At 66.6% G+C, this 20,934-nt stretch carries 19 protein-coding genes; 7 read left to right on the forward strand and 12 right to left on the reverse strand.

Annotation, left to right across the window (positions count from 1 at the left end):
- Nucleotides 1-50: 50 nt before the first annotated feature.
- The 4 genes from UU9_RS08145 to UU9_RS08160 form a co-directional block, all read right to left on the reverse strand.
- Nucleotides 51-800 (reverse strand): DUF2884 family protein, encoded by a 750-nt coding sequence (locus UU9_RS08145; RefSeq protein WP_007081264.1) that lies wholly within the window; start codon nt 798-800, stop codon nt 51-53.
- 83 nt (nt 801-883) lie between these two features.
- Nucleotides 884-1,411, reverse strand: a complete 528-nt coding sequence (locus UU9_RS08150) for a hypothetical protein (RefSeq protein WP_007081265.1) — start codon at nt 1,409-1,411, stop codon at nt 884-886.
- The gene (locus UU9_RS08155; protein WP_007081266.1) at nt 1,411-1,941 is read right to left on the reverse strand and encodes a peroxiredoxin; all 531 of its coding nucleotides are present in this window, start codon (nt 1,939-1,941) and stop codon (nt 1,411-1,413) included. Before UU9_RS08155 ends, UU9_RS08150 begins: the two co-directional genes overlap by 1 nt.
- 112 nt (nt 1,942-2,053) lie before the next feature.
- Nucleotides 2,054-2,512, reverse strand: a complete 459-nt coding sequence (locus UU9_RS08160) for a hypothetical protein (RefSeq protein WP_007081267.1) — start codon at nt 2,510-2,512, stop codon at nt 2,054-2,056.
- A 209-nt stretch (nt 2,513-2,721) separates the two neighbouring features.
- Here UU9_RS08160 and UU9_RS08165 point away from each other — a divergent pair, with 209 nt between their 5' ends.
- Nucleotides 2,722-3,138 (forward strand): universal stress protein, encoded by a 417-nt coding sequence (locus UU9_RS08165; RefSeq protein WP_007081268.1) that lies wholly within the window; start codon nt 2,722-2,724, stop codon nt 3,136-3,138.
- Between the two features lie 133 nt (nt 3,139-3,271).
- Nucleotides 3,272-4,093: a ferritin-like domain-containing protein gene (locus UU9_RS08170; protein ID WP_007081269.1), complete on the forward strand. Its 822-nt coding sequence runs from the start codon at nt 3,272-3,274 to the stop codon at nt 4,091-4,093.
- Nucleotides 4,094-4,123: 30 nt separating this feature from the next.
- On the opposite strand, the gene UU9_RS08175 is transcribed toward UU9_RS08170, so the two are convergent.
- The 3 genes from UU9_RS08175 to UU9_RS08185 all read right to left on the reverse strand — a co-directional run bounded on the left by UU9_RS08175 (nt 4,124) and on the right by UU9_RS08185 (nt 7,644).
- On the reverse strand, nt 4,124-4,861 hold the full coding sequence (locus UU9_RS08175) for a hypothetical protein (protein WP_007081270.1): 738 nt from the start codon (nt 4,859-4,861) through the stop codon (nt 4,124-4,126).
- A gap of 81 nt (nt 4,862-4,942) precedes the next feature.
- Complete coding sequence (locus tag UU9_RS08180; protein ID WP_007081271.1) at nt 4,943-5,245, reverse strand: DUF3247 family protein; 303 nt, start codon at nt 5,243-5,245, stop codon at nt 4,943-4,945.
- A gap of 143 nt (nt 5,246-5,388) precedes the next feature.
- Nucleotides 5,389-7,644, reverse strand: coding sequence for a glycoside hydrolase family 3 C-terminal domain-containing protein (locus UU9_RS08185; protein WP_040670581.1), 2,256 nt, complete (start codon nt 7,642-7,644; stop codon nt 5,389-5,391).
- 338 nt (nt 7,645-7,982) lie between these two features.
- Here UU9_RS08185 and UU9_RS08190 point away from each other — a divergent pair, with 338 nt between their 5' ends.
- The gene (locus UU9_RS08190) at nt 7,983-8,651 is read left to right on the forward strand and encodes a glutathione S-transferase family protein (RefSeq protein ID WP_007081273.1); all 669 of its coding nucleotides are present in this window, start codon (nt 7,983-7,985) and stop codon (nt 8,649-8,651) included.
- A gap of 88 nt (nt 8,652-8,739) precedes the next feature.
- The gene (locus UU9_RS08195) at nt 8,740-9,072 is read left to right on the forward strand and encodes a hypothetical protein (RefSeq protein WP_007081274.1); all 333 of its coding nucleotides are present in this window, start codon (nt 8,740-8,742) and stop codon (nt 9,070-9,072) included.
- Nucleotides 9,073-9,153: 81 nt separating this feature from the next.
- Here UU9_RS08195 and aceE read toward each other — a convergent pair whose 3' ends face one another.
- The 4 genes from aceE to rsgA form a co-directional block, all read right to left on the reverse strand.
- The gene (gene aceE, locus UU9_RS08200) at nt 9,154-11,883 is read right to left on the reverse strand and encodes a pyruvate dehydrogenase (acetyl-transferring), homodimeric type (RefSeq protein WP_007081275.1); all 2,730 of its coding nucleotides are present in this window, start codon (nt 11,881-11,883) and stop codon (nt 9,154-9,156) included.
- Between the two features lie 151 nt (nt 11,884-12,034).
- Nucleotides 12,035-14,332: an NADP-dependent malic enzyme gene (locus tag UU9_RS08205; protein WP_007081276.1), complete on the reverse strand. Its 2,298-nt coding sequence runs from the start codon at nt 14,330-14,332 to the stop codon at nt 12,035-12,037.
- 197 nt (nt 14,333-14,529) lie between these two features.
- Nucleotides 14,530-15,816: a peptidase MATCAP family protein gene (locus UU9_RS08210; protein ID WP_007081277.1), complete on the reverse strand. Its 1,287-nt coding sequence runs from the start codon at nt 15,814-15,816 to the stop codon at nt 14,530-14,532.
- A 110-nt stretch (nt 15,817-15,926) separates the two neighbouring features.
- The gene (gene rsgA / locus UU9_RS08215; protein WP_007081278.1) at nt 15,927-16,982 is read right to left on the reverse strand and encodes a ribosome small subunit-dependent GTPase A; all 1,056 of its coding nucleotides are present in this window, start codon (nt 16,980-16,982) and stop codon (nt 15,927-15,929) included.
- 213 nt (nt 16,983-17,195) lie between these two features.
- Here rsgA and UU9_RS08220 point away from each other — a divergent pair, with 213 nt between their 5' ends.
- The 3 genes from UU9_RS08220 (at nt 17,196) to grxD (ending at nt 20,113) form a co-directional block, all read left to right on the forward strand.
- Nucleotides 17,196-18,455, forward strand: coding sequence for an aminotransferase class I/II-fold pyridoxal phosphate-dependent enzyme (locus tag UU9_RS08220; RefSeq protein WP_007081279.1), 1,260 nt, complete (start codon nt 17,196-17,198; stop codon nt 18,453-18,455).
- 23 nt (nt 18,456-18,478) lie between these two features.
- Entirely contained in the window at nt 18,479-19,078 is a 600-nt protein-coding gene (locus UU9_RS08225; RefSeq protein WP_040670583.1) for an SGNH/GDSL hydrolase family protein, read from the forward strand.
- Nucleotides 19,079-19,189: 111 nt separating this feature from the next.
- A complete protein-coding gene (gene grxD, locus UU9_RS08230) occupies nt 19,190-20,113 on the forward strand; it encodes a Grx4 family monothiol glutaredoxin (protein ID WP_007081281.1) in 924 nt (307 codons plus the stop codon).
- 22 nt (nt 20,114-20,135) lie between these two features.
- On the opposite strand, the gene UU9_RS08235 is transcribed toward grxD, so the two are convergent.
- The gene (locus UU9_RS08235) at nt 20,136-20,927 is read right to left on the reverse strand and encodes an AMP nucleosidase (protein WP_007081282.1); all 792 of its coding nucleotides are present in this window, start codon (nt 20,925-20,927) and stop codon (nt 20,136-20,138) included.
- Nucleotides 20,928-20,934: the final 7 nt, after the last annotated feature.

Consider the following 20,934-nt stretch of genomic DNA (forward strand, 5'->3'; position numbering starts at 1 on the left):
GTCATCCTCGTCGCTCACCGCTTAGGGTGCCCTGAACGGCGATCAGGCGGTCACTGCCCGATGTGCAGCAGCTTCAGCGGCTGGCCATTGCTGCCACGCACGCCCTGCTGCAGTTCGGCCAGCCGGGTGATCGCGGGGCACAAGGCGGCGATCTGCGGCTGCAGCGCCTGCATCCGCTGTTCCAGTCGTGGCCGCAGGCCGCTGGCCAGCCCGGTGGCCTGGTCGCGCAGTGCCGCCGCCGTCTGCAGATCACCCCGCATCGCCGCGTCGAGCGCCTGTTGGCCCAGGTCGTTGGCCAGCAACGGCAGCACGTCGGCGGCGATCTGGTTGGCGTACTGGTCGATGACGTCGCTCTGCCAGTCGTGGGTGCTGTTGCTGGCGGCGATGCGCTGCTTGAAGGTGGCGGCATGGCTGGCCAGGCGACGATCGAGCTCGGCCCGGGTGTCGGCGCCGAGGCTCATGCCCCGGGTCTCCTCCTTCAGCGCCCGCACCGCCAGATCCAGCCCGTGCTGCGCCACCGTGCGCACGCGCGGCGCCAGCGCACGCAGCTCGCGCTCGAACAGGGTCAGGCGATCCTGCTGCTCCGCGTTCAGGGGTACCGCGGTGCCGTCGGTACGCAACGTGCCTTGTTGCATCTCAACGTGGAACGGGGCCGGTGACGGCCGGTCGAACAGGATGCTCGAAGGCTTCAGGGTGACGTCGTAGCTGCTGCTGGCGTGGCAGGTGGTCGCCCATTCCTGCGCCGACAGCGAGGTGGCCGTCAACGTTGTGCACAGCAAGACAAGCAGGCGAAGGCGCATCGGATGGATCCCTGGAAAACGTTCATCACCCATAGCGGCCGGCACACCAATCCCTGCTGAATGCGCCCGCGGGCAAACGTCCATCAGCGCCGGTGCATGAACCGGGCACGCACGTCCGGCCGACCCAGCCGCCACGCCAGCCACAGCAGCACCGGCACGGCGACGGCCTTCATCCCCAGCGCCAGCAGGTAACTGTGCGGAAGCTGCGCCACCATCAGCGATACGGCGGTGTCCGCCGGAAACAGCGCCCGCATCGCCGAAGCCAGCAGCACGCCGCTGGCCAGCGCCCACGCCGCCAGCAGCACGGCGGCGACGCGCAGCGCGGAACGCGCCCAGGCCTGGCGCAGGATCACGCCCGCGCACAGCACGATGATGACGAATGCGACCAGCAGGTAAGCCGCATCCCAGGCCAGCATGCGCTGCAGCGCCGGCACGTGGTCGGTGTCGCCCGCGGGCCAGCGTTGCAGCTCACCCCAGACGGCGCTGCCGTGATTGATGTATTGCACGCCACCGATCGCGGCGAACAGCAACAGCAGCCAGGTCACCACACGCCATGCCGCCAACCCGCGTCCGGGCGCCACCCGGCCTTCGGCGCGAACCAGCAGCGGCATCAGCCTGCCGCCTTCGACGCGGCGAGGTCGGCCAGCACCTGGGCGGAGTTCTTCTCCGGGTCGACGTCCTCATAGACCTTGGCCACCTTGCCCTGCGGGTCGATCAGGAAGGTGGTGCGTCGCGCGTAATGCGAGTCGCCGCGGGACGCCAGGACGCCATAGGCGGCGGCGACGGTGGTATCCGCGTCGGACAGCAACGGGAAGGGCACGTGGTATTTGCGCGCAAACTCGGCATGCGATTTCACGTCGTCGAGGCTGATACCCACCACCCTGGCGCCGGCCTTGCGCAGCTTGGCGATGTCGTCGCGGAAGGTGCAGACCTCGGTGGTGCAGCCGGGGGTGAAGTCCTTCGGGTAGAAATACAGCACCAGCCATTGGCCGTGGAAATCGGACGGCTGCAGCCAGTGACCGTTCTGATCCTGCAAATGGAAGGCCGGCGCGACCTGCCCCACCTGTGGTCCCGCTGCCCATGCCGGGGCCGCCAGACCGAACAACAAGGCCACGACAAGCAAACAGGAAATGCGACGCATGAGCGGACTCTCCATGGATGACTGGAAAAAGCGACAGTCCGCAGTTTACGCGTAGAAACGAGGAAGGGCGCCACCGGCGCCCCTCCTTTTTCATCCCGCCTGTCGGCCCCGCTCAGCGTCGCGTGATGGTGAACTTGCCCACCGACACGCCGAGGTTGACGCCCTCACCCGTGCCCGCCAGTGCCAGGGACGTGGTGCCCTTGGTCAGCACCTGCGCACTCGAGCTTTTCACCACGCCCGCCTCGGCGCCGGCCTGGGCGTAATCGCCGAACACATCGGAAATATCATGCACATCGCTGATCTCGCCCTTGCCGTTGTTGATGCGGTACTTGCCGGCGGTGAGGCCGCCGCCGACCACCTCGATTTTCACATTGGCTTTCTGGCCGTTTTCGCAGGTGATGGTGCCGGTACCCTCGGCGTGCTTGTAGATCAGCGACCAGCCGGACAGGTTGTAGACCAGATGGCAATCCACCTTGGCATCGGTTGCCCGGGCCTGGCCGGCCGGCATCATCGTCGCCGCACCCGCGCAGGCCAACACGAGTGCCGCCAGTCCAAAAGTACGCTTGATCATGGTCATCTCCTTGAAAGGTGGGGAGGGCGCAGCGTGTACATCGCCGCGTGATGCGAATGTGCAGACAAGACGGCCATATCCCGCGCGATGAACACGGCGTTCATCGCGCGCGGAACGCGGTTTGTCGCACGATCGCCGCGGTTTGTGTTTGTGCCGACAGGGCTTCTAGACTCGTTGCGTCCGATATCGAACGGCGCCGAGGAGCAACCATGGTCAAGTATTCGCTGGTGGGTTACGACGGCTCCGATGCATCACGCCGCGCTTTCCAGTTCGCCATCGACCTGGCCCGTTGCAACCACGGCCGCGTGCGCGTGGTGTCGGTGCTGCAGGTCACCGAGGGCGGCGCCGATGTGTCGGCCTTGTTGATGGCCGACTCGGGCACCCGGCGCGCGCGCGAGTTGCTGGACGAGCTGACCGCCATCGTGCCCGACGCCAACGAACTGGTGGACGTGGAACTGACCTACGGCAGCCCCGGCGACGTGCTGCTGAGCCAGATCGAACAGCACGGCGTGGATCACCTGGTGATCGGCCACACCGAGCGTGGCGCGCTGGCGCGCTGGCTGCTGGGTTCGGTCTCCAGCAACGTGCTGGCCAGGGCGCACGTGCCGGTCACCGTGGTGCGCTGAAGCGATCCGCCGCGCGGCCGGCAAGTCGGGTGGCGTTAATCCGCCGGCACCCACACGACCTATCCTGTCTCATCCCCTCGTCATGTGGCCGCGCGCAAGATGCCGCCACATCCGATGACTCACAGGAATCGCGTTGACCTATACCACCGCCCTGCCCTGGACCCTCGAAAGCCTGGACCTCGGCCGCATCGACATTGCCCGCATCCGCCACAACGAGGATCTGTTTTTCCTGCTGTGCAGCTCGTCCTTCGTCGAAAGCGGCTCGGACCTGTACGCGCAGAATCTCGTCGACCACTTCGCCGACGACGCCGAGTTGCAGGCCTGGCTGATCGAACACTGGAAACACGAGGAACTGCAGCACGGCCGCGCGCTGGCCGCCTATGTGCGCGCCGTGTGGCCGGAGTTCGACTGGGACGCGGCGTTCGCCAGGTTCTGGCACGACTACGGCGCGGTGTGCACCGCCGAGCAGTTGGAGTCGTGTCGCGGGCTGGAGCTGGCCGCGCGCTGCGTGGTGGAAACCGGTACCGCCAGCCTTTACCGCGCCCTGCACGACATCACCGACGAGCCGGTGCTGAAGGAACTGACCGGCTACATCAAGAGTGATGAAGTGCGCCACTACAAGCACTTCTACCGTCACTACCTGCTGTACCGGGAACGCGGGGACTTCGGCCGCTACAAGGTTTTCCGGGCGATCCTGCGGCGGGTGCGCGAGATCAAGAGCGAGGACAGCGACATTGCCCTTCGCCACGTGTTCAACCAGTGCTACCCGCACCAGCGCGAAAACGAGGCGGAGTACCGCCGCATCAGCGACCGGGCGCAGGGCCTGCTGCGCCGACACATTCCCGCGGAAATGACGGTGAAGATGTTGATCAAGCCACTCGACCTGTCACCGTGGATGCAGAAGGCCATGGCCCGCCCGCTGGCGCGCATCACCGAGAAACTGTTCCTGCACTGAGCCGGCGTGCGCTATCGCCGCCGCGTCGCGCTATTTCTTTTTCGGCTTGTCCAGCTTCTGCCACTTCGCGGGATCGAAACCGCCGACCTCGTACAGCAGCGTTTCCTTCTTTTCGCCATCGGCCAGGCTGACGTCCATGGTGATTTTCGTCGCGCCGTGCAGCAAGGTGAGGAATTGCTTGTCATCGCGGATCATCAGCGCCGGCTCGCCGCTGGGCGGTGCAAACGCCTTGATCCCCACCGGCTTGCCGTCGACGGTCGCCTTGATGGTGCAATTGCCGCGACAGACGAAGCCCGCGCCCGAACCGAACAGGAACACGCTCTGGCCCCAGTCGGTATGCCGCCGCAGGATCAGGCGCACGCTGTCGTTGCCACCGGGCTTGCTGCTCTGGATGGTGGCGGTCGACTGGGTGCCGCCCTGCATTGGCGAAACCTGATACAGCCACAACCCTGCCAGGCGGTTTTTCTCGCTGGTTTCGCGATAGCGCTTCTCGATATCCGGCAGGGTCTTCTGCACTTCCGCGGCCGCAGCGCTCTGCGGGAAACGGCGCACGATGTCCTGGCCCATCGACACGGCCATCTGGTCGTTGCCGATGCGCACCAGCTGGCGATACGTGTCGAGATTGGTGGCAGCCGCCTGCGCTTTCGCGGTGGCCTGCTGCTGCTCCGCGCTCGGTGCCGGCGCACCGCCGCCGGAACAGCCGGCAAGCATCACCAGCCCACAGGGAAGTGTGGCCAGGGCCAGGCGAAAAATCGTCAGTCGGATCATCGGCAAAGGCTCGCAGGGACAAAGCCTTTAGCTTGAATCGTCCACCGTTGTGGCGCAACCGCAGCTACGGCACGGGTGCGGTCACGCCCGCAACGGTGCATTCGTATCGAGCTGCTCCACGTCGGTGATCTGGTCGAACCATACCCGTCGGCGCCAGTCCGACAGATTCAGGTGCTCCAGCTCCACCACACCATTGACGCCCTCCTTGCCGGTGCCGTCATAGAACATCTGCACGGTGGGGCGGGCGCACACCACGCCCTCGCAATGCTGGCCATCGACCAGATGCAGGCGAACGCGTGCGCCACCGGACAATGCCTGCACCAGCATCTCGAAGCGCTGGATATCCCGTGGCTCGGTGTAGACGTGCGTGGCTTGCCTGGTCATGGATGCATCCGTCGAAACGCGTTGCCGCCACGCTAGACGCCGTGGCGGCAACGCGGTGTCAACGTGCGGATGCGGTCACCCCGGAAAGCAAAAAGCCCCTCCGGCAGGGCCGGAAGGGCTTTCGAATGCACTGCCAGAACGGGTTATTTGCCGTTGACGTCCACTGTCGTCGCCGGCAGTTTCACCGCCACGCTGGCCTGCGGATCGAGCGCGGACCTGGCCACGGTCACCTGATACTCGCCGCTGGCGATTTTCCAGGTCTTGTCCTTGCTCTGGTACATCGCCAGCAGGCGCGGATCGACCTTGACGCTGACCTTGCGGCTTTCACCCGGCTTCAGCGCCAGCTTCTGGAACGCGCCCAGGCGCTTGGGCGCTTCCCACGAGCCCTTCGGCGAGGCGACGTAAACCTGCGCCACGTCCTTGCCGGCCACCGCACCGGTGTTCTTGATCGTGAAGCTCACCGTCAGCTGGCCATCGGCCCAATGGGCGGCCAGACCGTCGTAGCTGAAGCTGGTGTACGACAAGCCATAGCCGAACGGGAACAGCGGCTTCAGGCCTTTCAGGTCGAACCACTTGTAGCCGACGGCCGCGCCTTCGCTGTAATTGACGTCGAAACGCAGCTCCGGCTTCTTCGGGTCGCCATCGAGCACCGGACGCGGCAGCTGCTGCTCCGAGGCCGGGAAGGTGATGGGCAGATGGCCCGACGGATTCACCTCGCCGAACAGCACCCGGCCGATGGCTTCGCCACCGCTGGTGCCCGGGTACCACGCCTCCAGCACCGCCCCGACATCCTTCAGCCACGGCATCAGCACCGCGCCACCGGTTTCCAGCACCACGGCCGTATGCGGATTGGCCTTGGCCACCGCGGCGATCAACGCATCCTGGTTGTCCGGCAGCGACAGGTTGGGCACGTCAAACGCTTCGGCCGTCCACTGGTGGGCGAAGACGATGACCAGGTCACTCGACGCAGCCAGCCGAGCTGCCACTGCAGGATCGGAACCGTCGTTGAACGTGACTTGGGCGCCGCCGGCGCGGGCCTGGATTGCCTTCAGCGGCGACGACGGGAAGTACACCGTGGGGCCGGGGAATGAATCGGGACCCAGCCCCTTCACCGCCATGCCACCCACCGGATAGACCTGCGACGAGCCACCGCCGGAAAGCACGCCCACGTCGGCATGGGAACCGATGATGGCGATTTTCTTCAGGCCCGTCTTGATCGGCAGCAGCGCGTTGTCGTTCTTCAGCAGCACCATGCCTTCTTCGGCATCGTTCTGCGTGACCTTCGCATGGGCGGCGAAATCGATGTTGTTCTTGGGGCCGGTGACCGGATCGTCGATCAGCTTGTGCTCGAACATGGCGTACAGGACGCGCCCGGCCATGTCGTCCAGCCGCTTCTGCGGCACCCAGCCATTGGCCACGGCCTCGCCCAGCGCGTCGCCGAAATAGCGCGACTTGTCGAACGGCACGCCGGACTGCTGGTCCAGGCCGTTGTTGGCCGCCTGAACCGTGCTGTGGGTCGCGCCCCAGTCGGACATCACGAAGCCCTTGAAGCCCCAATCACCCTTCAGCACCTCGTTCAGCAGGTACGGATTCTCGCAGGCATAGATGCCGTCGAGCCGGTTGTAGGAGCACATCACCGAACCGGGGTTGCCCTGTTCGTTGGCGATCTGGAACGCCAGCAGATCCGACATGCGCGCCGCCGCATCGTCGATCTCGACGTTGAGGAAGTTGCGGCCGGTCTCCTGATCGTTCAACGCGTAGTGCTTCAACGTCGAGATGATGTGGTTCGACTGGATGCCCTTGATCTGCGCACCGACAATGGTGCCGGCGAGCAGCGGATCTTCACCGCCATATTCAAAATTGCGCCCGTTGCGCGGTTCGCGCACCAGGTTGACGCCACCGGCCAGCATCTCGTTGAAGCCGGACGAACGCGCCTCGGCACCGATCATCGCGCCGCCGGCAAAACCGACCTCGGGATTCCAGGTGGCCGCGGTGTTCATGCCCGAGGGCAGCGAGGTGCGCTCGCGCACGTTCGGGCCGCGCTGCGACGCCACGCCCACGCCGGCATCGGTCTGCCACTGGTTGGGAATGCCCAGGCGCGGGATGCCGTAGACGAAACCCGCGGACTGGTGCAGCGATTCCTTCGGCCGCTTGTAATGCTTGCCGTCCAGGTCGGTGCCGAAATACCCCATCACCAGGCGCAGCTTTTCCTCCTGGGTCATTTCCTTGAGGACCAGCTGGGTGCGTTCGGCGGCGCTCAGGTGGGTGTTCATCCACGGCTTGCCGGCGAGTTCCTGGCGCGTCGGCGCGGGTGCCGGCTGCTGGGCAAACGCGGGCGACGCCATCAGGCCGCCGAGCGCGCACGCGGCGATCAAGCCGATTTTCCTGGGTACCGTCATGTTTCGTCCTCGGGTTGCGTTGGGCGACGCGCCGGCCGGATGCCACGAGGGTTGTGCCGGGCGGGAACGTCGATGGGGAAGGAGCGTTTTGCGCCCGGTCGGGTGTCCGGAAGTGGCTGATTCCGGACCGGGACACCGCCGATTCATCACCCCTTCAGAACCGCCCTACAGTAGTTGGAGCGCGGTTCGGATGTCCAGACGACGTTGATGGCTCGGCGACCACTCGGGGCGCCTGCCGAGGACGCGAATCGGGCATGCTGTGATGCAGTGCGGCATGCTTGCGCACACGACCGGCACGCCGGACAACACCCACCCCCTCGCCCCTTTGCGGAGCCTTCATGATCGTTGTCCACCATCTCAACAACTCGCGCTCGCAACGCATCCTGTGGCTGCTGGAGGAGTTGGGCGTGCCGTACGAGATCAAGCGCTACCAGCGCGACCCGAAAACCATGCTGGCGCCGCCCGAACTGCGCGCGGTGCATCCGCTGGGCAAGTCGCCGGTGATCACCGACGGCGAGCTGACCGTGGCCGAGTCGGGCGCCATCGTCGAATACCTGGCCGATCGTTACGGCGCCGGTGTGCTGATTCCCGCGCACGGCACGCCCGAGCGCCTGCGCTGCAACTACTGGCTGCACTACGCCGAAGGTTCGGCGATGCCGCCTTTGCTGCTGAAACTGGTGTTTCATCGGGTGGAAAATGCGCCGATGCCGTTTTTCGCCAAGCCGTTCGCCAGGGGCATCGCGCGCAGGGTGCAGCACGATTTCGTCGATCCGCAACTGGCCCTGCATCTGGACTACCTCGAATCCCGGTTGCGAAACAGCGACTGGTTCGGCGGCGCCACCTTCAGCGTGGCCGACATCCAGCTGAGCTTTCCGCTGGAAGCGTTCGCCGCCCGCGGCGGGCTGGACGAGACGCGGCCGAAACTGTGCGCATTCCTGCAACGCATCCACTCACGCCCGGGCTACCAGCGCGCGTTGCAGCGTGGGGGCGAGTACCAGCTGGGCTGAACGGTACCCGCGCCCAACCGCGCGGGTATACGCCTCACTCACGAACGCGCTGGCAGCCTGTGACGTCAACAGAGTCCAGGAGAACGCCATGCACAGACGTGATATCGAACGGCAGATTCGCGATGCCAGCGAGCAGGCCGGCCAGCGCGTTCGCCAGTCCGCGAGCGGCGCGGTAGACAACGCGCAGAACCTCATCGACCGCGGCCGTCGCCGCATCCAGGAGCGCTTTGGTGCGGGCGATGGCCGCTATCGCCGGCAGCTGACCCGCGCCGCGGAAGACCTGGCCGACGAAACCAACTACCACTACCGCCGCATGCGCCGCCAGGTGAATCGCCACCCGGTCGCCACGGTGGCGATCGTGGCCGGCACCATTGGCGCGTTCCTGCTGCTGCGCCGCGCCTTCAGCAGCGACGACGATTGAGAAACGAGGGCGCGCAACGCTGACATCGGAAGATAAAAAAACCGCCCGGAAAGGGCGGTTTTTTTATTGCTGCAAGGTCGATCAGACGCTCAGCGGATTCGGCTTTTCCGGATCCAGGTTGTACTGCTTGATCGCGCGGCTGACGTCCTTGGCGCTGACCTTGCCTTCCTTCGCCAGCGCGGCCAGTGCGGCATGGGCGATCCAGCGGCGATCGACCTCGAAGAACTCGCGCAGGTGCTCACGCGTGTCGGAGCGGCCGAAACCTTCGGTGCCCAGCACGGTGTAGTGCATGCCGTCGGGGATGAACGCACGGATCTGGTCGGCGAATTCGCGCACGTAGTCGGTGGCGGCAATCGCCGGGCCGGCACGCCCATCCAGCAAACCGGTGACATACGGCACGCGCTGCTCGGCTTCCGGATGCAGGCGGTTCCAGCGCTCGGCATCGAAACCGTCACGACGCAGCTCCACGAAGCTGGGGCAGGACCAGATGTCGGATTTCACCCCGAAGTCCTTCTCCAGCAACTCGGCCGCCGCAATCACCTCACGCAGGATCGTGCCCGAACCCAGCAGCTGCACGCACGGCGCCACCGCCTTGCCCTTGCCCTTGCTCTTATCCGAATCCCGACTCCCGACTCCCGAATCCCGGAGCAGGTACATCCCCTTGATGACGCCTTCCTCGCAGCCCTTGGGCATGTCCGGATGGGCGTAGTTCTCGTTCATCACGGTGATGTAGTAGTAGTGGTCTTCCTGCTCCTGCAACATGCTGCGCACGCCGTCCTGCATGATCACCGCCACCTCGTACGAGAACGTGGGGTCGTACGCCTTCACGTTGGGAATGGCGCCGGCCAGCAGGTGCGAATGGCCGTCCTCGTGCTGCAGGCCTTCGCCGTTCAACGTGGTGCGGCCGGCGGTGCCGCCGACCAGGAAACCGCGCGAACGCATGTCGCCCGCCGCCCAGCAAAGGTCGCCGATGCGCTGGAAGCCGAACATCGAGTAGTAGATGAAGAACGGCAGCATCGGCTGATTGCTGATGCTGTAGCTGGTGGCCGCGGCCATCCACGAGGCCATGCCGCCGGCTTCGCTGATGCCCTGCTGCAGCACCTGGCCCTTCTGGTCTTCGCGGTAGTACAGCAGTTGGTCGGAATCCTGCGGCCGGTATTTCTGGCCGAACGGCGCGTAGATGCCGATCTGCCGGAACATGCCTTCCATGCCGAAGGTGCGCGCCTCGTCGGCCACGATCGGTACCACGCGCGGGCCGATGGCCTTGTCGCGCAACAGCAGGTTCATGCCGCGCACCAGCGCCATGGTGGTGCTGATCTCGCGGTCGCCGGTGCCCTTGGTGATCTGCTCGAACGCGGACAGGTCCGGCGCCTTGAGCTTCACGTCGGTGGTGCGGCGACGCTGTGGCAGCGCGCCGCCGAGTGCCTTGCGGCGCTCCAGCATGTACTGCACTTCCGGGGAGTCCTTGCCCGGGTGGTAGTACGGCACTTCGTGCAGCTTGTCGTCGGGCACGGGGATGTTGAAGCGGTCGCGGAACGTGCGCACCGACTCGTCGTCCAGCTTTTTCTGCTGGTGGGTGGGGTTCTGCGATTCGCCCGAGCCCAGGCCCATGCCGTAACCCTTGACCGTCTTGGCCAGGATCACCGTCGGCATGCCCTTGGTGGCCGACGCGGCGTGGTACGCCGCATACACCTTGTGCGGGTCGTGGCCGCCACGATTCAGGCGCCAGATGTCGTCGTCGCTGAGGTTGGCCACCATCTCGCGCGTCTCCGGATACTTGCCGAAGAAATGCTCACGCGTGTACGCGCCACCGAAGGCCTTGCAGGCCTGGTACTCGCCGTCGACGGTTTCCATCATCAGCTTGCGCAGCACGCCCTTGCTGTCGCGCGCCAGGAGCGGATCCCAGTAGCTGCCCCAGACCAGCTTGAGGGCATTCCAGCCGGCGCCGCGGAACACGCCTTCCAGCTCCTGGATGATCTTGCCGTTGCCGCGCACCGGGCCGTCCAGCCGCTGCAGATTGCAGTTGATCACGAAGATCAGGTTGTCTAGGCCCTCGCGGCCGGCCAGCGAGATCGCGCCCAGGGACTCCGGCTCGTCGCACTCGCCGTCGCCCATGAAGCACCAGATCTTGCGATCGCTCTTGGGCACCAGGCCGCGATTCTCCAGATACTTGAAGAACTGCGCCTGGTAGATCGCCTGAATGGGGCCCAGGCCCATCGACACCGTGGGCACCTGCCAGTAGTCGGGCATCAGCCACGGGTGCGGGTAGGAGGTCAGCGAACGGCCACGGCCGATCACGTCGGCGCGGAACAGGTCGAGCTGGTCGGCGTCGAAGCGGCCCTCGAGGAACGAGCGGGCATAGATGCCCGGGCTGGAATGGCCCTGATGGAAAATCAGGTCGCCCGGATGCTCGGCGCTGGGGGCGCGCCAGAAATGGTTGAAGCCCACGTCGTACAGCGTGGCGCTGGAGGCGAAGCTGGCGATATGGCCGCCCAGTTCGCCCGGCTTGCGATTGGCCCGTACCACCATCGCCATCGCGTTCCAGCGGATCAGCGAGCGGATGCGCCATTCCATCGCCGCATCGCCGGGGCTCTTGGCCTCCTGGCTGGGCGGGATCGTGTTGACGTATTCGGTGGTGGGGTTGAACGGCAGGTAGCCACCCGAACGGCGGGTGGTATCGACCATCTTTTCCAGCAGGAAATGCGCACGCTCGGTGCCATCGTGATGGATCACCGCATCAAGCGAATCGATCCACTCGCTGGTTTCGGTAGGGTCGATGTCCTGGTTGAGGATATCGTCGAGCTGATCCATGAAGATTCTCCGCGGCGCCGTGCGGTGCCTGACTTGATGTGGGAACCCGCAGCCGGGGATGCAGCGAGCCCATCAAGTTTAGCGGCCGGCCCACCCGTGCGCCACCGCACGGTGGCGGTCCGGTATCGCGGCAAGGCGGTCGCGAGCCCCCTCAGGGCGTCGTTTGAACCTTGGCGCCGATGCGGATCTGCGCCTCGACCGAGGCCACGGCGGTCATGTTGACGATCCGCCGCACGGTGGATTGCGGCATCAGGATGTGCGCCGGCTTGGCCACGCCCATCAGAATCGGCCCGATCACCACGCCGTCGGTGAGCATGCGGCTCATGTTGTACGCGATATTGGCCGCATCCAGGTTGGGGAACACGAACACATTGGCCTTGCCTTCCAGCCGCGAGTGCGGAAACAGCTTCTCGCGCAACGCCGGGGTGAGCGCGGTATCGGCCTGCATCTCGCCCTCCACTTCCAGCCGCGGCGCCTTGGCGCGAATCAGCTCCAGCGCCTTGCGCATCTTGTGCGCACCGCAGCAGTCGCGGCTGCCGAAGTTGCCGGCCGACAGCAGCGCGATCTTGGGCGTGATGCCGAACAGCTTCAGCCGGATCGACGCCTGCAGCGTGGCTTCGGCGATCTGCTCGGGCGTGGGGTCGTCCAGCACGTGGGTGTCGAGATAGAAGAACGTGCCCTTCTCGGTGGCCACCGCCGCCATCGCCGAGGCCGAGCTGACGCCCTCGTCCATGCCGATGATGTCGCGGATGTATTTCAGCTTGCTGGGAAACTGGCCGACCATGCCGCACAGCAGCGCATCGGCCTCGCCACGTTCCACCATCAGCGCGGCGATCGCGGTGGGACGCGAGCGCACCACCGCCTTGGCCATCGACGGCGTCACCCCGCGGCGCTCCATCAACTGGTGGTAATGCTGCCAGTAGGCGTCGAAGCGCGGGTCGGAGTTGATGTTGCAGATTTCCACATCCACGCCCGGCTTCAGCCGCAGGCCGGCGCGCTTGATGCGCTTTTCGATCACCTCGGGGCGGCCGATCAGGATCGGCATCGCCAGGCCCTGGTCCACCACGGTCTGCACCGCGCGCAGCACCGTCTCCTCTTCGCCTTCGGCGTACACCACCCGCGCCGGCGCCGCCTTGGCGCGCTCGAACACCGGCTTCATCAGCAAGCCGGTGCGGAACACGAAACTGGTGAGCTTGTCGTTGTAGGCGACGAAATCCTCCATCGGCCGCGTGGCCACGCCCGATTCCATCGCCGCCTTCGCCACTGCGGGCGGCAACTGGATCAGCAGGCGCGGGTCGAACGGCTGCGGGATCAGGTAATTCGGCCCGAAACTGGGCGGCTTGCCGCCGTAGGCACGCGCGCTGACGTCGGACGACTCGCGCCGCGCCAGCGCCGCGATGGCCTTCACGCAGGCGATCTTCATCGCCTCGTTGATTACCGTGGCGCCCACATCCAGCGCGCCGCGGAACAGGTACGGGAAACACAGCGCGTTGTTGACCTGGTTCGGATAATCCGAACGGCCGGTGGCCATGATGCAATCGGGCCGCACTGCCTTGGCGTCTTCCGGAGTGATCTCCGGGTTCGGGTTGGCCAGCGCGAAGATGATCGGCCGCTCGGCCATGGTGGCGACCATCGCCGGCTTCAGGATGCCGCCGGCGGACAGGCCCAGGAAGATGTCCGCCCCGACGACGATCTCCCCCAGCGTGCGCATGGGAGTGTCGCGCGCATACCGCTGCTTGTCCGGGTCCAGGTCGGTGCGCTCGCTGTGCAGCACGCCGTGCACGTCGCAGGCCAGGATGTTCTCGCGCTGCACGCCCAGCGCCACCAGCATGTCCAGGCAGGAGATGCCCGCCGCGCCCACGCCGGTAGTGGCGATGCGCACGTCCTCGATCCGCTTGCCCACCACCACCAGCGCGTTCAGCACCGCGGCGCCCACGATGATCGAGGTGCCGTGCTGGTCGTCGTGGAATACCGGGATCTTCATCCGCTCGCGCAGTTTGCGCTCCACGATGAAACACTCCGGCGCCTTGATGTCCTCAAGGTTGATGCCGCCGAAGGTCGGCTCCAGGCTGGCGATGATGTCGACCAGTTTGTCCGGGTCGTTCTCGTCGATCTCGATATCGAACACGTCGATGCCGGCGAACTTCTGGAACAGCACGCCCTTGCCTTCCATCACCGGCTTGGCCGCCAGCGGCCCGATGTTGCCCAGCCCCAGCACCGCGGTACCGTTGGTGATCACCGCCACCAGGTTGGAACGGGCGGTGTAGTCGGCGGCCGAGGTGGGATCGTCCACGATGGCGTCGCAGGCGGCGGCCACGCCGGGCGAATACGCCAGCGACAGGTCGCGCTGGGTCAGCAGCGAGGTGGTCGGGGTGACCTTGATCTTGCCCGGTCGCGGCAGGCGATGATATTCGAGGGCGGCAAGACGCAGTTCTTCGGGAAGAGTCATCGATGCGCTTTTTATGGGAGGAAGACAGAGAAATCCGCGCGGCGGATATTCCTTTTCGATGTTAGCACCGGGTTAAACGAGGTGCCTGTTACGAAAGTACCGTTGCGCATTGTTCGCCTGTAGGAGTGGCTTCAGCCGCGATGCCTTTTCGAACACATCCAGCGCATCGCGGCTGAAGCCGCTCCCACAACGGCGCTTTAAACGCCGATCGACAATTCGTCGGCCTGCACGTTTTCCATCTGGATGCCGTTGATGAACAGCGAGAACGCCAGCTTGCCCGCCAGCCCGTGCATGTGTTGCATCCACGGTGGCAGCCAACGCGGGGGCAGGATGGCGCCGGAATCGAAATATGGTTGCAGCGAGATCACGTCGTGCAGCGCCAGCTTGCCGGCGAACAGATGACGCAGCAGATCCATCCGTCGTTGCTTCAGCGCCCAGCGGAAAAACGTGTGCACGGTGAGCAGGCCGGACAGATAGACGTTGTCCTTGGCGAACGCCGCGCCGCCCTCCAGCGGTACGCCGCGGAACACGCGTTGGGCCGAGTGGAAGCTGTCGGCCACGCTTTGGCCACAGGCGCTGAAGTACTGGTAGACCTCGACGAAGTTGGCGCCGTTGAGCGCCATGTCGATCGCCACGATGCGCAGGCTGATGCGCTTGAGGCGGGTGATGTCGATCGCGCCGGACATCAGCTCGGCGAAGACCGCCAGCCCTTCCTGTGTGGCCGTCACCCGCGGCGAGGTGCGCGCCAGCGAGGCCAGCAATGGCTGGCGGCGACCGTTCAACGCAGTCAGCGAATGGACGAAAGCCTCGTGCGCCAGCAACTGGTGGCGGTCGTATTCGCTGAAGCAGGTGCCGCCGCGCAGGCGGATGCGGGTGGCGCCGGCGGCGGCCTTGGCGGTGAGCTCCGGATCGACCTCGACGCGGATCACGCCCTCGCCGAAAAACGCATCCAGCGTGGCGGCCACGTCGCTGCGCAGGGCGTCCGCCGGTACCGGCATGCCGCTTTCGTCGGCGAGCAGGTCCGCACCCAGTTCGTCGGCCAGTTCCACGAAATAGCGGGCCGCATCGAGGTTGCTGCGCTGGCTGCCGGGGATCGGATCGTCGGGACGTCCGTACAGCGCGATCGACGGCGCAGTGACCGCCGCGGTACCCACTGATTCCAGCATGTCGGCGGCGATGCGCCAGGACTCGGCGGTGCGGCGCAGGTAATCGTCCAGCGGATCGATGTCCCGCGGATCGTTGCCGCCCGCCGCCGCCTCGATGGCGGCCAGTTCGGCCCGGGCCGCGGCCAGCTTCGGCCGCGTATAGGTGATCGGCGGCAGCGTGAAACGGCCGTTGCCGTAGGCGCGGATCATCTGGCTTTCCAGCGAGGCCGGCCACGCCACGGTGGGCAGGATGCGGATCTCCCGCACCGCGGCCAGCAGGCGCTGGTCGAGCGCGGCGCAGCGCTGCAGTTGTGCCGCGCTGGCGGGCGGCGTGCTCAATCCCTGGCCCTGCCGGTCCGACGGCACAACGCAGGGGCGACGCGGCTGATTCGGGCGGTGCACATGGGTCGACTCCGGCAGGCTCGCATGGCTGTGGATGGGGCGCTCGGCTAATCGCGTTCGCGTTGCCCGCGGGGGCTGTGCGGGCGGTCGATCGGGCGGCCCCCGCGCTGGCGGCGCAAGCGCGCTTCCAGGGTGGCGGCCTGCTCCTCGCGCTCGTCGTGCAGTTTCAGGTAATTGCGCCAGCGGCCGGGGCTGAGTTCGCCATTGTCCAGCGCGATCTGCACCGCGCAGCCCGGCTCGCTGCCGTGGCCGCAGTCGGCGAAGCGGCATTGCTCGGCAAGCAGTTCGATGTCGGCGAACAGGTCGAGGTTTTCCTCGCCGGTGAGTTTCAGCTCGCGCATGCCGGGCGTGTCGATCAGGCAGCCGCCGCTGGGCAGCGACAACAAGGCGCGATGGGTGGTGGTGTGGCGGCCGCGGCTGTCGTGGCTGCGCACTTCGGCGGTGGCCATGGTGGCCGTGCCCAGCAAGGTGTTGGTGAGGGTGGATTTGCCGGCACCGGAGGAACCCACCAGCACCGCGCTGTCGCCCGGCTGCAGGTACGGCGCCAGCAAGGCCGCACTGGCCGGGTCCTTGCCGTTCAGCGGATGGATCGGCGTGCCGGCCGGCAGCCGTTCGCGCAAGGCAGCGATCAGTTCGTCGGCATCGTCGCGGGTGTCGAGCTTGCTCAGCAGCACTACCGGCTGCGCGCCGGAATCCTCGGTCAATGACAGGTAGCGCTCGATCCGGGCCGGGTTGAAATCGCCGTCCAGGCCGGTCAGCACCAACACGTAGTCGATATTGGTGGCGATCAATTGGCGCTCGTAGCGCTCGCCGGCCGCCGCCCGCGACATCACGGTACGACGCGGCCGCACGGTGACGATATGCGGCGGCGCACCGTTGGCCACTTCGACGAAATCGCCGACCACCGGCCGCTCCGCCGGGTCAATGCCGCGCTTCAGGAAACGGCCGTCCGGCTGGGCGCCGAACAGCACCTCGCCATCATGCAATTCATAGCCGGCGCGATGCTGGGCCACCACCCGGGCCAGGCGCAGGCCGGCGGCGGGCAAGGTATCGCCACGCCAGCCGATACGGCGCAGGCGTTCGATGGTTTCGGCGTCACTCATGGCGGGGATCTGCTTGTGTTGTCCGGCGGAACCGGAAGGTTGGGACGGTCGTGTCGAGGCGGCCAGCCCGGGGATCAGAGGACACGGCGATTATGCCTTGCCCGCAGTTCGCCGCACGATAGCCCCTTATTGGCCCTTGGCCGACCTCGCGCTGCACTGCATCACGCTGGTAGCATTCGGTAACCGGCGGTGGCGTCGGCCTGACTCACGAGGATGCCGGTGGTGGCTTCGATCAAACCCAGTGCGCACCTGGCGGAAGTGCGCTACGAGATCCGTGGCGCGCTCAACCGGCGCGCGCGCGACATGGAGGCCAGCGGCCTCGACATCATCAAGCTGAACATCGGCAACCCCGGCCGCTACGGTTTCGAAGCGCCCGCGCACCTGCGCGAGGCCGTCGCCAGCCACCTGCACCAGAGCGACGCCTACGGCCACGAACAGGGCCTGGAACTGGCCCGCGAAGCCATCGCCGAACAGCAGCGCGCCCGCGGCGCCCGTGGCGTCGACATCGAACACATCTTCATCGGCAACGGCGTCAGCGAGCTGATCGACCTGTCGCTGCGCGCCCTGCTGCAGCCGGGCGACGAAGTGCTGCTGCCCAGCCCGGATTACCCGCTGTGGAGCGCCGCCACCATCCTGAATGACGGCACGCCGCGCTATTACCGTTGCCTGGCGGAGAACGACCACCTGCCCGATCCGGACGAAATCGAGGCGCTGGTGACCCCGCGCACGCGCGCGCTGGTGCTGATCAACCCCAACAACCCCACCGGCGCGGTGTACCCGCGCGCGCTGCTGGAGCGCCTGGTGGCCGTGGCCGCACGACACAAGCTGCTGCTGCTGTGCGACGAAATCTATGACGAGGTGCTGTACGACGGCGCCGTGTTCCAGCCGCTGGCCGAGGTCGCCGGCGATCTGCCCTGCGTCAGCTTCGGCGGCTTGAGCAAGGTCCATCGCGCCTGCGGCTACCGCGTGGGCTGGATGAGCCTGTCCGGCAGCCACGCGCTGACCGCCGACTATCGCGACGCCCTGCAACTGCTGGCCGCGCTGCGGCTGTGCGCCAACATGGCGGTGCAATGGGCCGTACCGCCCGCGCTGCACAGCGCACCCACCATCAACGCGCTGACCGCCGCCGGCGGCCGTCTGCACGAGGCGCGCCGGCTGGTGATGGAAGGCGTGGCCGCCAGCCGCCACCTCGACCTGGTGGCCCCAGCCGGCGCCCTGTACGCGTTCCCGCGCGTGCGCGCCGAGAGCTTTGGCGAGTTCGACGACAACGCGTTCGCGCTGCGTCTGCTGGAGGAGGAGTCGGTGCTGGTGGTGCCCGGCAGCAGCTTCAACGTGCCCAGGAGCCACCATTTCCGGCTCACTCTGTTGCCGCCGCCGGCGCAACTGATGGAAGTGTTCGTGCGCATCGACCGGGTGCTGGAGCGCATGGCGAGCGAGCAGCCCCGACGCAAAGTCGCCAGCGCCGCCGCCTGATGACCGGCGGGCCGGCTGCCGCCATGCCGCTCCGCCACCTCGCCCTGGGCGATTCCTACACGGTGGGCGAAGGTGTGCCCGCCGATGCCAGCTGGCCGGCGCAACTGCGACGGCGACTGCACGAGGACGGCATTGCCGTCGATCCGCCGCGCATCGTGGCGGTCACCGGCTGGACCACCGACGAGCTGGCGGCGGGCATGGATGCCGCCGCGCTGGTGCCCGCGTGGGATCTGGTCACCCTGCAGATCGGGGTGAACAACCAGTACCGCGGCCGTCCGGTTGCCGAGTACCACCAGGAATTCGCCAACTTGCTGCAGCGCGCCATCGCGCTGGCCGGCGATCGCCCTGCCCGCGTCGTGGTCGTTTCGATTCCGGACTGGGGCGTCACCCCGTTTGCCCGCGACCCGCAGCGCGATGACGCCGTCATCGCCGCCGAACTGGATGCCTGCAACGCGGTGGCCGGTGCCGAGACCATGCGTCGCGGTGCCGGTTGGGTCGATGTCACGACGATCTCCCGCCAGCGCCCCGGCGATGTCGTCGGTGACGGTCTGCATCCATCGGGCGCCCAATACGCGGCCTGGGTCGAGGCGATCGCGCCCGCCGTGCGTGCCGCGCTGCGCTGATACCGCTGCGCGCAAACCTTCAGGCACGGCGATCGCCCGCAGCGCCTTGATCGGCGACAAGGTCCCCACATATCAGCCGGCGTATCATTACCCCCTTTTCGGAGCCTCCCCATGTCCCTCGACAGCCCCACCCGCGAACGTATCGAAACCCTGCTCAAGGACCACCGCGTGGTGCTGTTCATGAAGGGCGACCGCCAGCAGCCGATGTGCGGTTTCTCCGCCGCGGCCACCAACACGCTCAACGAACTGCTGCCCGAGTACCACACCGTCAACGTGCTGGAAGACCCGGAAATCCGCGAGGGCATCAAGCTTTACGGCGAGTGGCCCACGATCCCGCAGCTGTATGTGGAAGGCGAGCTGGTGGGCGGTGCCGACATCATCCGCCAGATGTACGGCAGCGGTGAGTTGCACGCGCTGTTCGGCGCCGCCGCGCCGGACCGCACACCGCCGGAAATCACCATCACCGACGCCGCCGCCGAGGCGATCCGCCAGGGCACGGCCAATGCGGCCGGCGTGGCGCTGCATCTTGAAATCGGCCCCGATCACAGCGCCGGCTTCCAGCTGGCACCGGCCGGCGACCATGACATCGTGGCGGTTTCGAACGGGCTGGAAGTGCATTTCGACCCGGCCAGCGCCCAGCGCGCCCGCGGCATCGTGATCGACTGGGTCTCCACCGTGCAGGGCGAGGGCCTCAGCCTGAAGTTCCCCGGCGCGCAGGAGATCGGCATGCTCACCGTGCAGCAGCTGAAGGACCGGCTGGCCGCCAACGACATCACCCTGGTCGACGTGCGCCCCGCCGCGGACCGCGCCAAGGCCGCGCCGCTGGCGCAGGCACGGGTGCTGGAAGACGAAGGCTTCGAGCAGCTGGCTGCGCTGCCCAAGGACACGGCGCTGGCCTTCATCTGCCACTTCGGCATGTCCAGCCGGGCCATGGCCGAGCGCTTCGCCGCGCACGGCTTCAGCAACGTGCACAACGTGGAAGGCGGCATGGACACGTGGTCGCGCGAGATCGACGCCAGCGTGCCGCGTTACTGAGTGACCCGACGGCGACGGCGACTCATTCGCCGTCGCCGTCCTCCTCGAAGCGCAGGTGCTTCACGCTGCGACCGTTGCGGCGCACCAGCTTCAGCGCCTCGATACCGATGCGGATGTGCGCCTCCACGAATTGCGAAGTGACGCCGCGGTCGCTGGCCTCGGTTTTCACACCCTCCGGAATCATCGGCTGATCAGACACCAGCAGCAGCGCGCCGCAGGGAATCTTGTTGGCGAAACCCGCCGCGAAGATGGTGGCGGTCTCCATGTCCACCGCCATGCAGCGGGTGCGGCGCAGATAATCCTTGAATGCCTCGTCGTGCTCCCACACGCGGCGGTTGGTGGTGTACACGGTGCCGGTCCAGTAATCGTGGCCGAGGTCGCGGATCATCGTCGACACCGCGCGCTGCAACTGGAACGCCGGCAACGCCGGCACTTCCGGCAGCAGGTAATCGTTGCTGGTGCCCTCGCCGCGGATCGCCGCGATCGGCAACACCAGATCGCCCAGCTGGTTCTTTTTCTTCACCCCGCCGCACTTGCCCAGGAACAGCGCCGCCTTCGGGCAGATCGCGCTGAGCAGGTCCATCACGGTGGCCGCGTTGGGACTGCCCATGCCGAAATTGATCAGGGTGATGCCGTCGGCGGTGGCGTTGGGCATCGGCCGGTCGCGGCCCTGCACTTCCACCCCGTGCCACTGCGCGAACAGCTCCACGTAGTTGCCGAAGTTGGTCAGCAAAATGTGTTCGCCGAACTGATCCAGTGCGGTGCCGGTGTAGCGCGGCAGCCAGTTGGAAACGATCGCCTGCTTGTCTTTCATCGGTATT

The sequence above is a fragment of the Rhodanobacter fulvus Jip2 genome (assembly GCF_000264315.1).
Taxonomy (GTDB): Bacteria; Pseudomonadota; Gammaproteobacteria; order Xanthomonadales; family Rhodanobacteraceae; genus Rhodanobacter; species Rhodanobacter fulvus.

What these genes read in the sequence shown, in the direction of transcription:
- UU9_RS08145 (WP_007081264.1), bottom strand. Translation starts at nt 800, where the DNA reads ATGCGCCTTCGCCTGCTTGTCTTGCTGTGCACAACGTTGACGGCCACC.
- UU9_RS08150 (WP_007081265.1), bottom strand. Translation starts at nt 1,411, where the DNA reads ATGCCGCTGCTGGTTCGCGCCGAAGGCCGGGTGGCGCCCGGACGCGGG.
- UU9_RS08155 (WP_007081266.1), bottom strand. Translation starts at nt 1,941, where the DNA reads ATGCGTCGCATTTCCTGTTTGCTTGTCGTGGCCTTGTTGTTCGGTCTG.
- UU9_RS08160 (WP_007081267.1), bottom strand. Translation starts at nt 2,512, where the DNA reads ATGATCAAGCGTACTTTTGGACTGGCGGCACTCGTGTTGGCCTGCGCG.
- UU9_RS08165 (WP_007081268.1), top strand. Translation starts at nt 2,722, where the DNA reads ATGGTCAAGTATTCGCTGGTGGGTTACGACGGCTCCGATGCATCACGC.
- UU9_RS08175 (WP_007081270.1), bottom strand. Translation starts at nt 4,861, where the DNA reads ATGATCCGACTGACGATTTTTCGCCTGGCCCTGGCCACACTTCCCTGT.
- UU9_RS08180 (WP_007081271.1), bottom strand. Translation starts at nt 5,245, where the DNA reads ATGACCAGGCAAGCCACGCACGTCTACACCGAGCCACGGGATATCCAG.
- UU9_RS08185 (WP_040670581.1), bottom strand. Translation starts at nt 7,644, where the DNA reads ATGACGGTACCCAGGAAAATCGGCTTGATCGCCGCGTGCGCGCTCGGC.
- UU9_RS08190 (WP_007081273.1), top strand. Translation starts at nt 7,983, where the DNA reads ATGATCGTTGTCCACCATCTCAACAACTCGCGCTCGCAACGCATCCTG.
- UU9_RS08195 (WP_007081274.1), top strand. Translation starts at nt 8,740, where the DNA reads ATGCACAGACGTGATATCGAACGGCAGATTCGCGATGCCAGCGAGCAG.
- aceE (WP_007081275.1), bottom strand. Translation starts at nt 11,883, where the DNA reads ATGGATCAGCTCGACGATATCCTCAACCAGGACATCGACCCTACCGAA.
- UU9_RS08205 (WP_007081276.1), bottom strand. Translation starts at nt 14,332, where the DNA reads ATGACTCTTCCCGAAGAACTGCGTCTTGCCGCCCTCGAATATCATCGC.
- rsgA (WP_007081278.1), bottom strand. Translation starts at nt 16,982, where the DNA reads ATGAGTGACGCCGAAACCATCGAACGCCTGCGCCGTATCGGCTGGCGT.
- UU9_RS08220 (WP_007081279.1), top strand. Translation starts at nt 17,196, where the DNA reads ATGCCGGTGGTGGCTTCGATCAAACCCAGTGCGCACCTGGCGGAAGTG.
- UU9_RS08225 (WP_040670583.1), top strand. Translation starts at nt 18,479, where the DNA reads ATGCCGCTCCGCCACCTCGCCCTGGGCGATTCCTACACGGTGGGCGAA.
- grxD (WP_007081281.1), top strand. Translation starts at nt 19,190, where the DNA reads ATGTCCCTCGACAGCCCCACCCGCGAACGTATCGAAACCCTGCTCAAG.
- UU9_RS08235 (WP_007081282.1), bottom strand. Translation starts at nt 20,927, where the DNA reads ATGAAAGACAAGCAGGCGATCGTTTCCAACTGGCTGCCGCGCTACACC.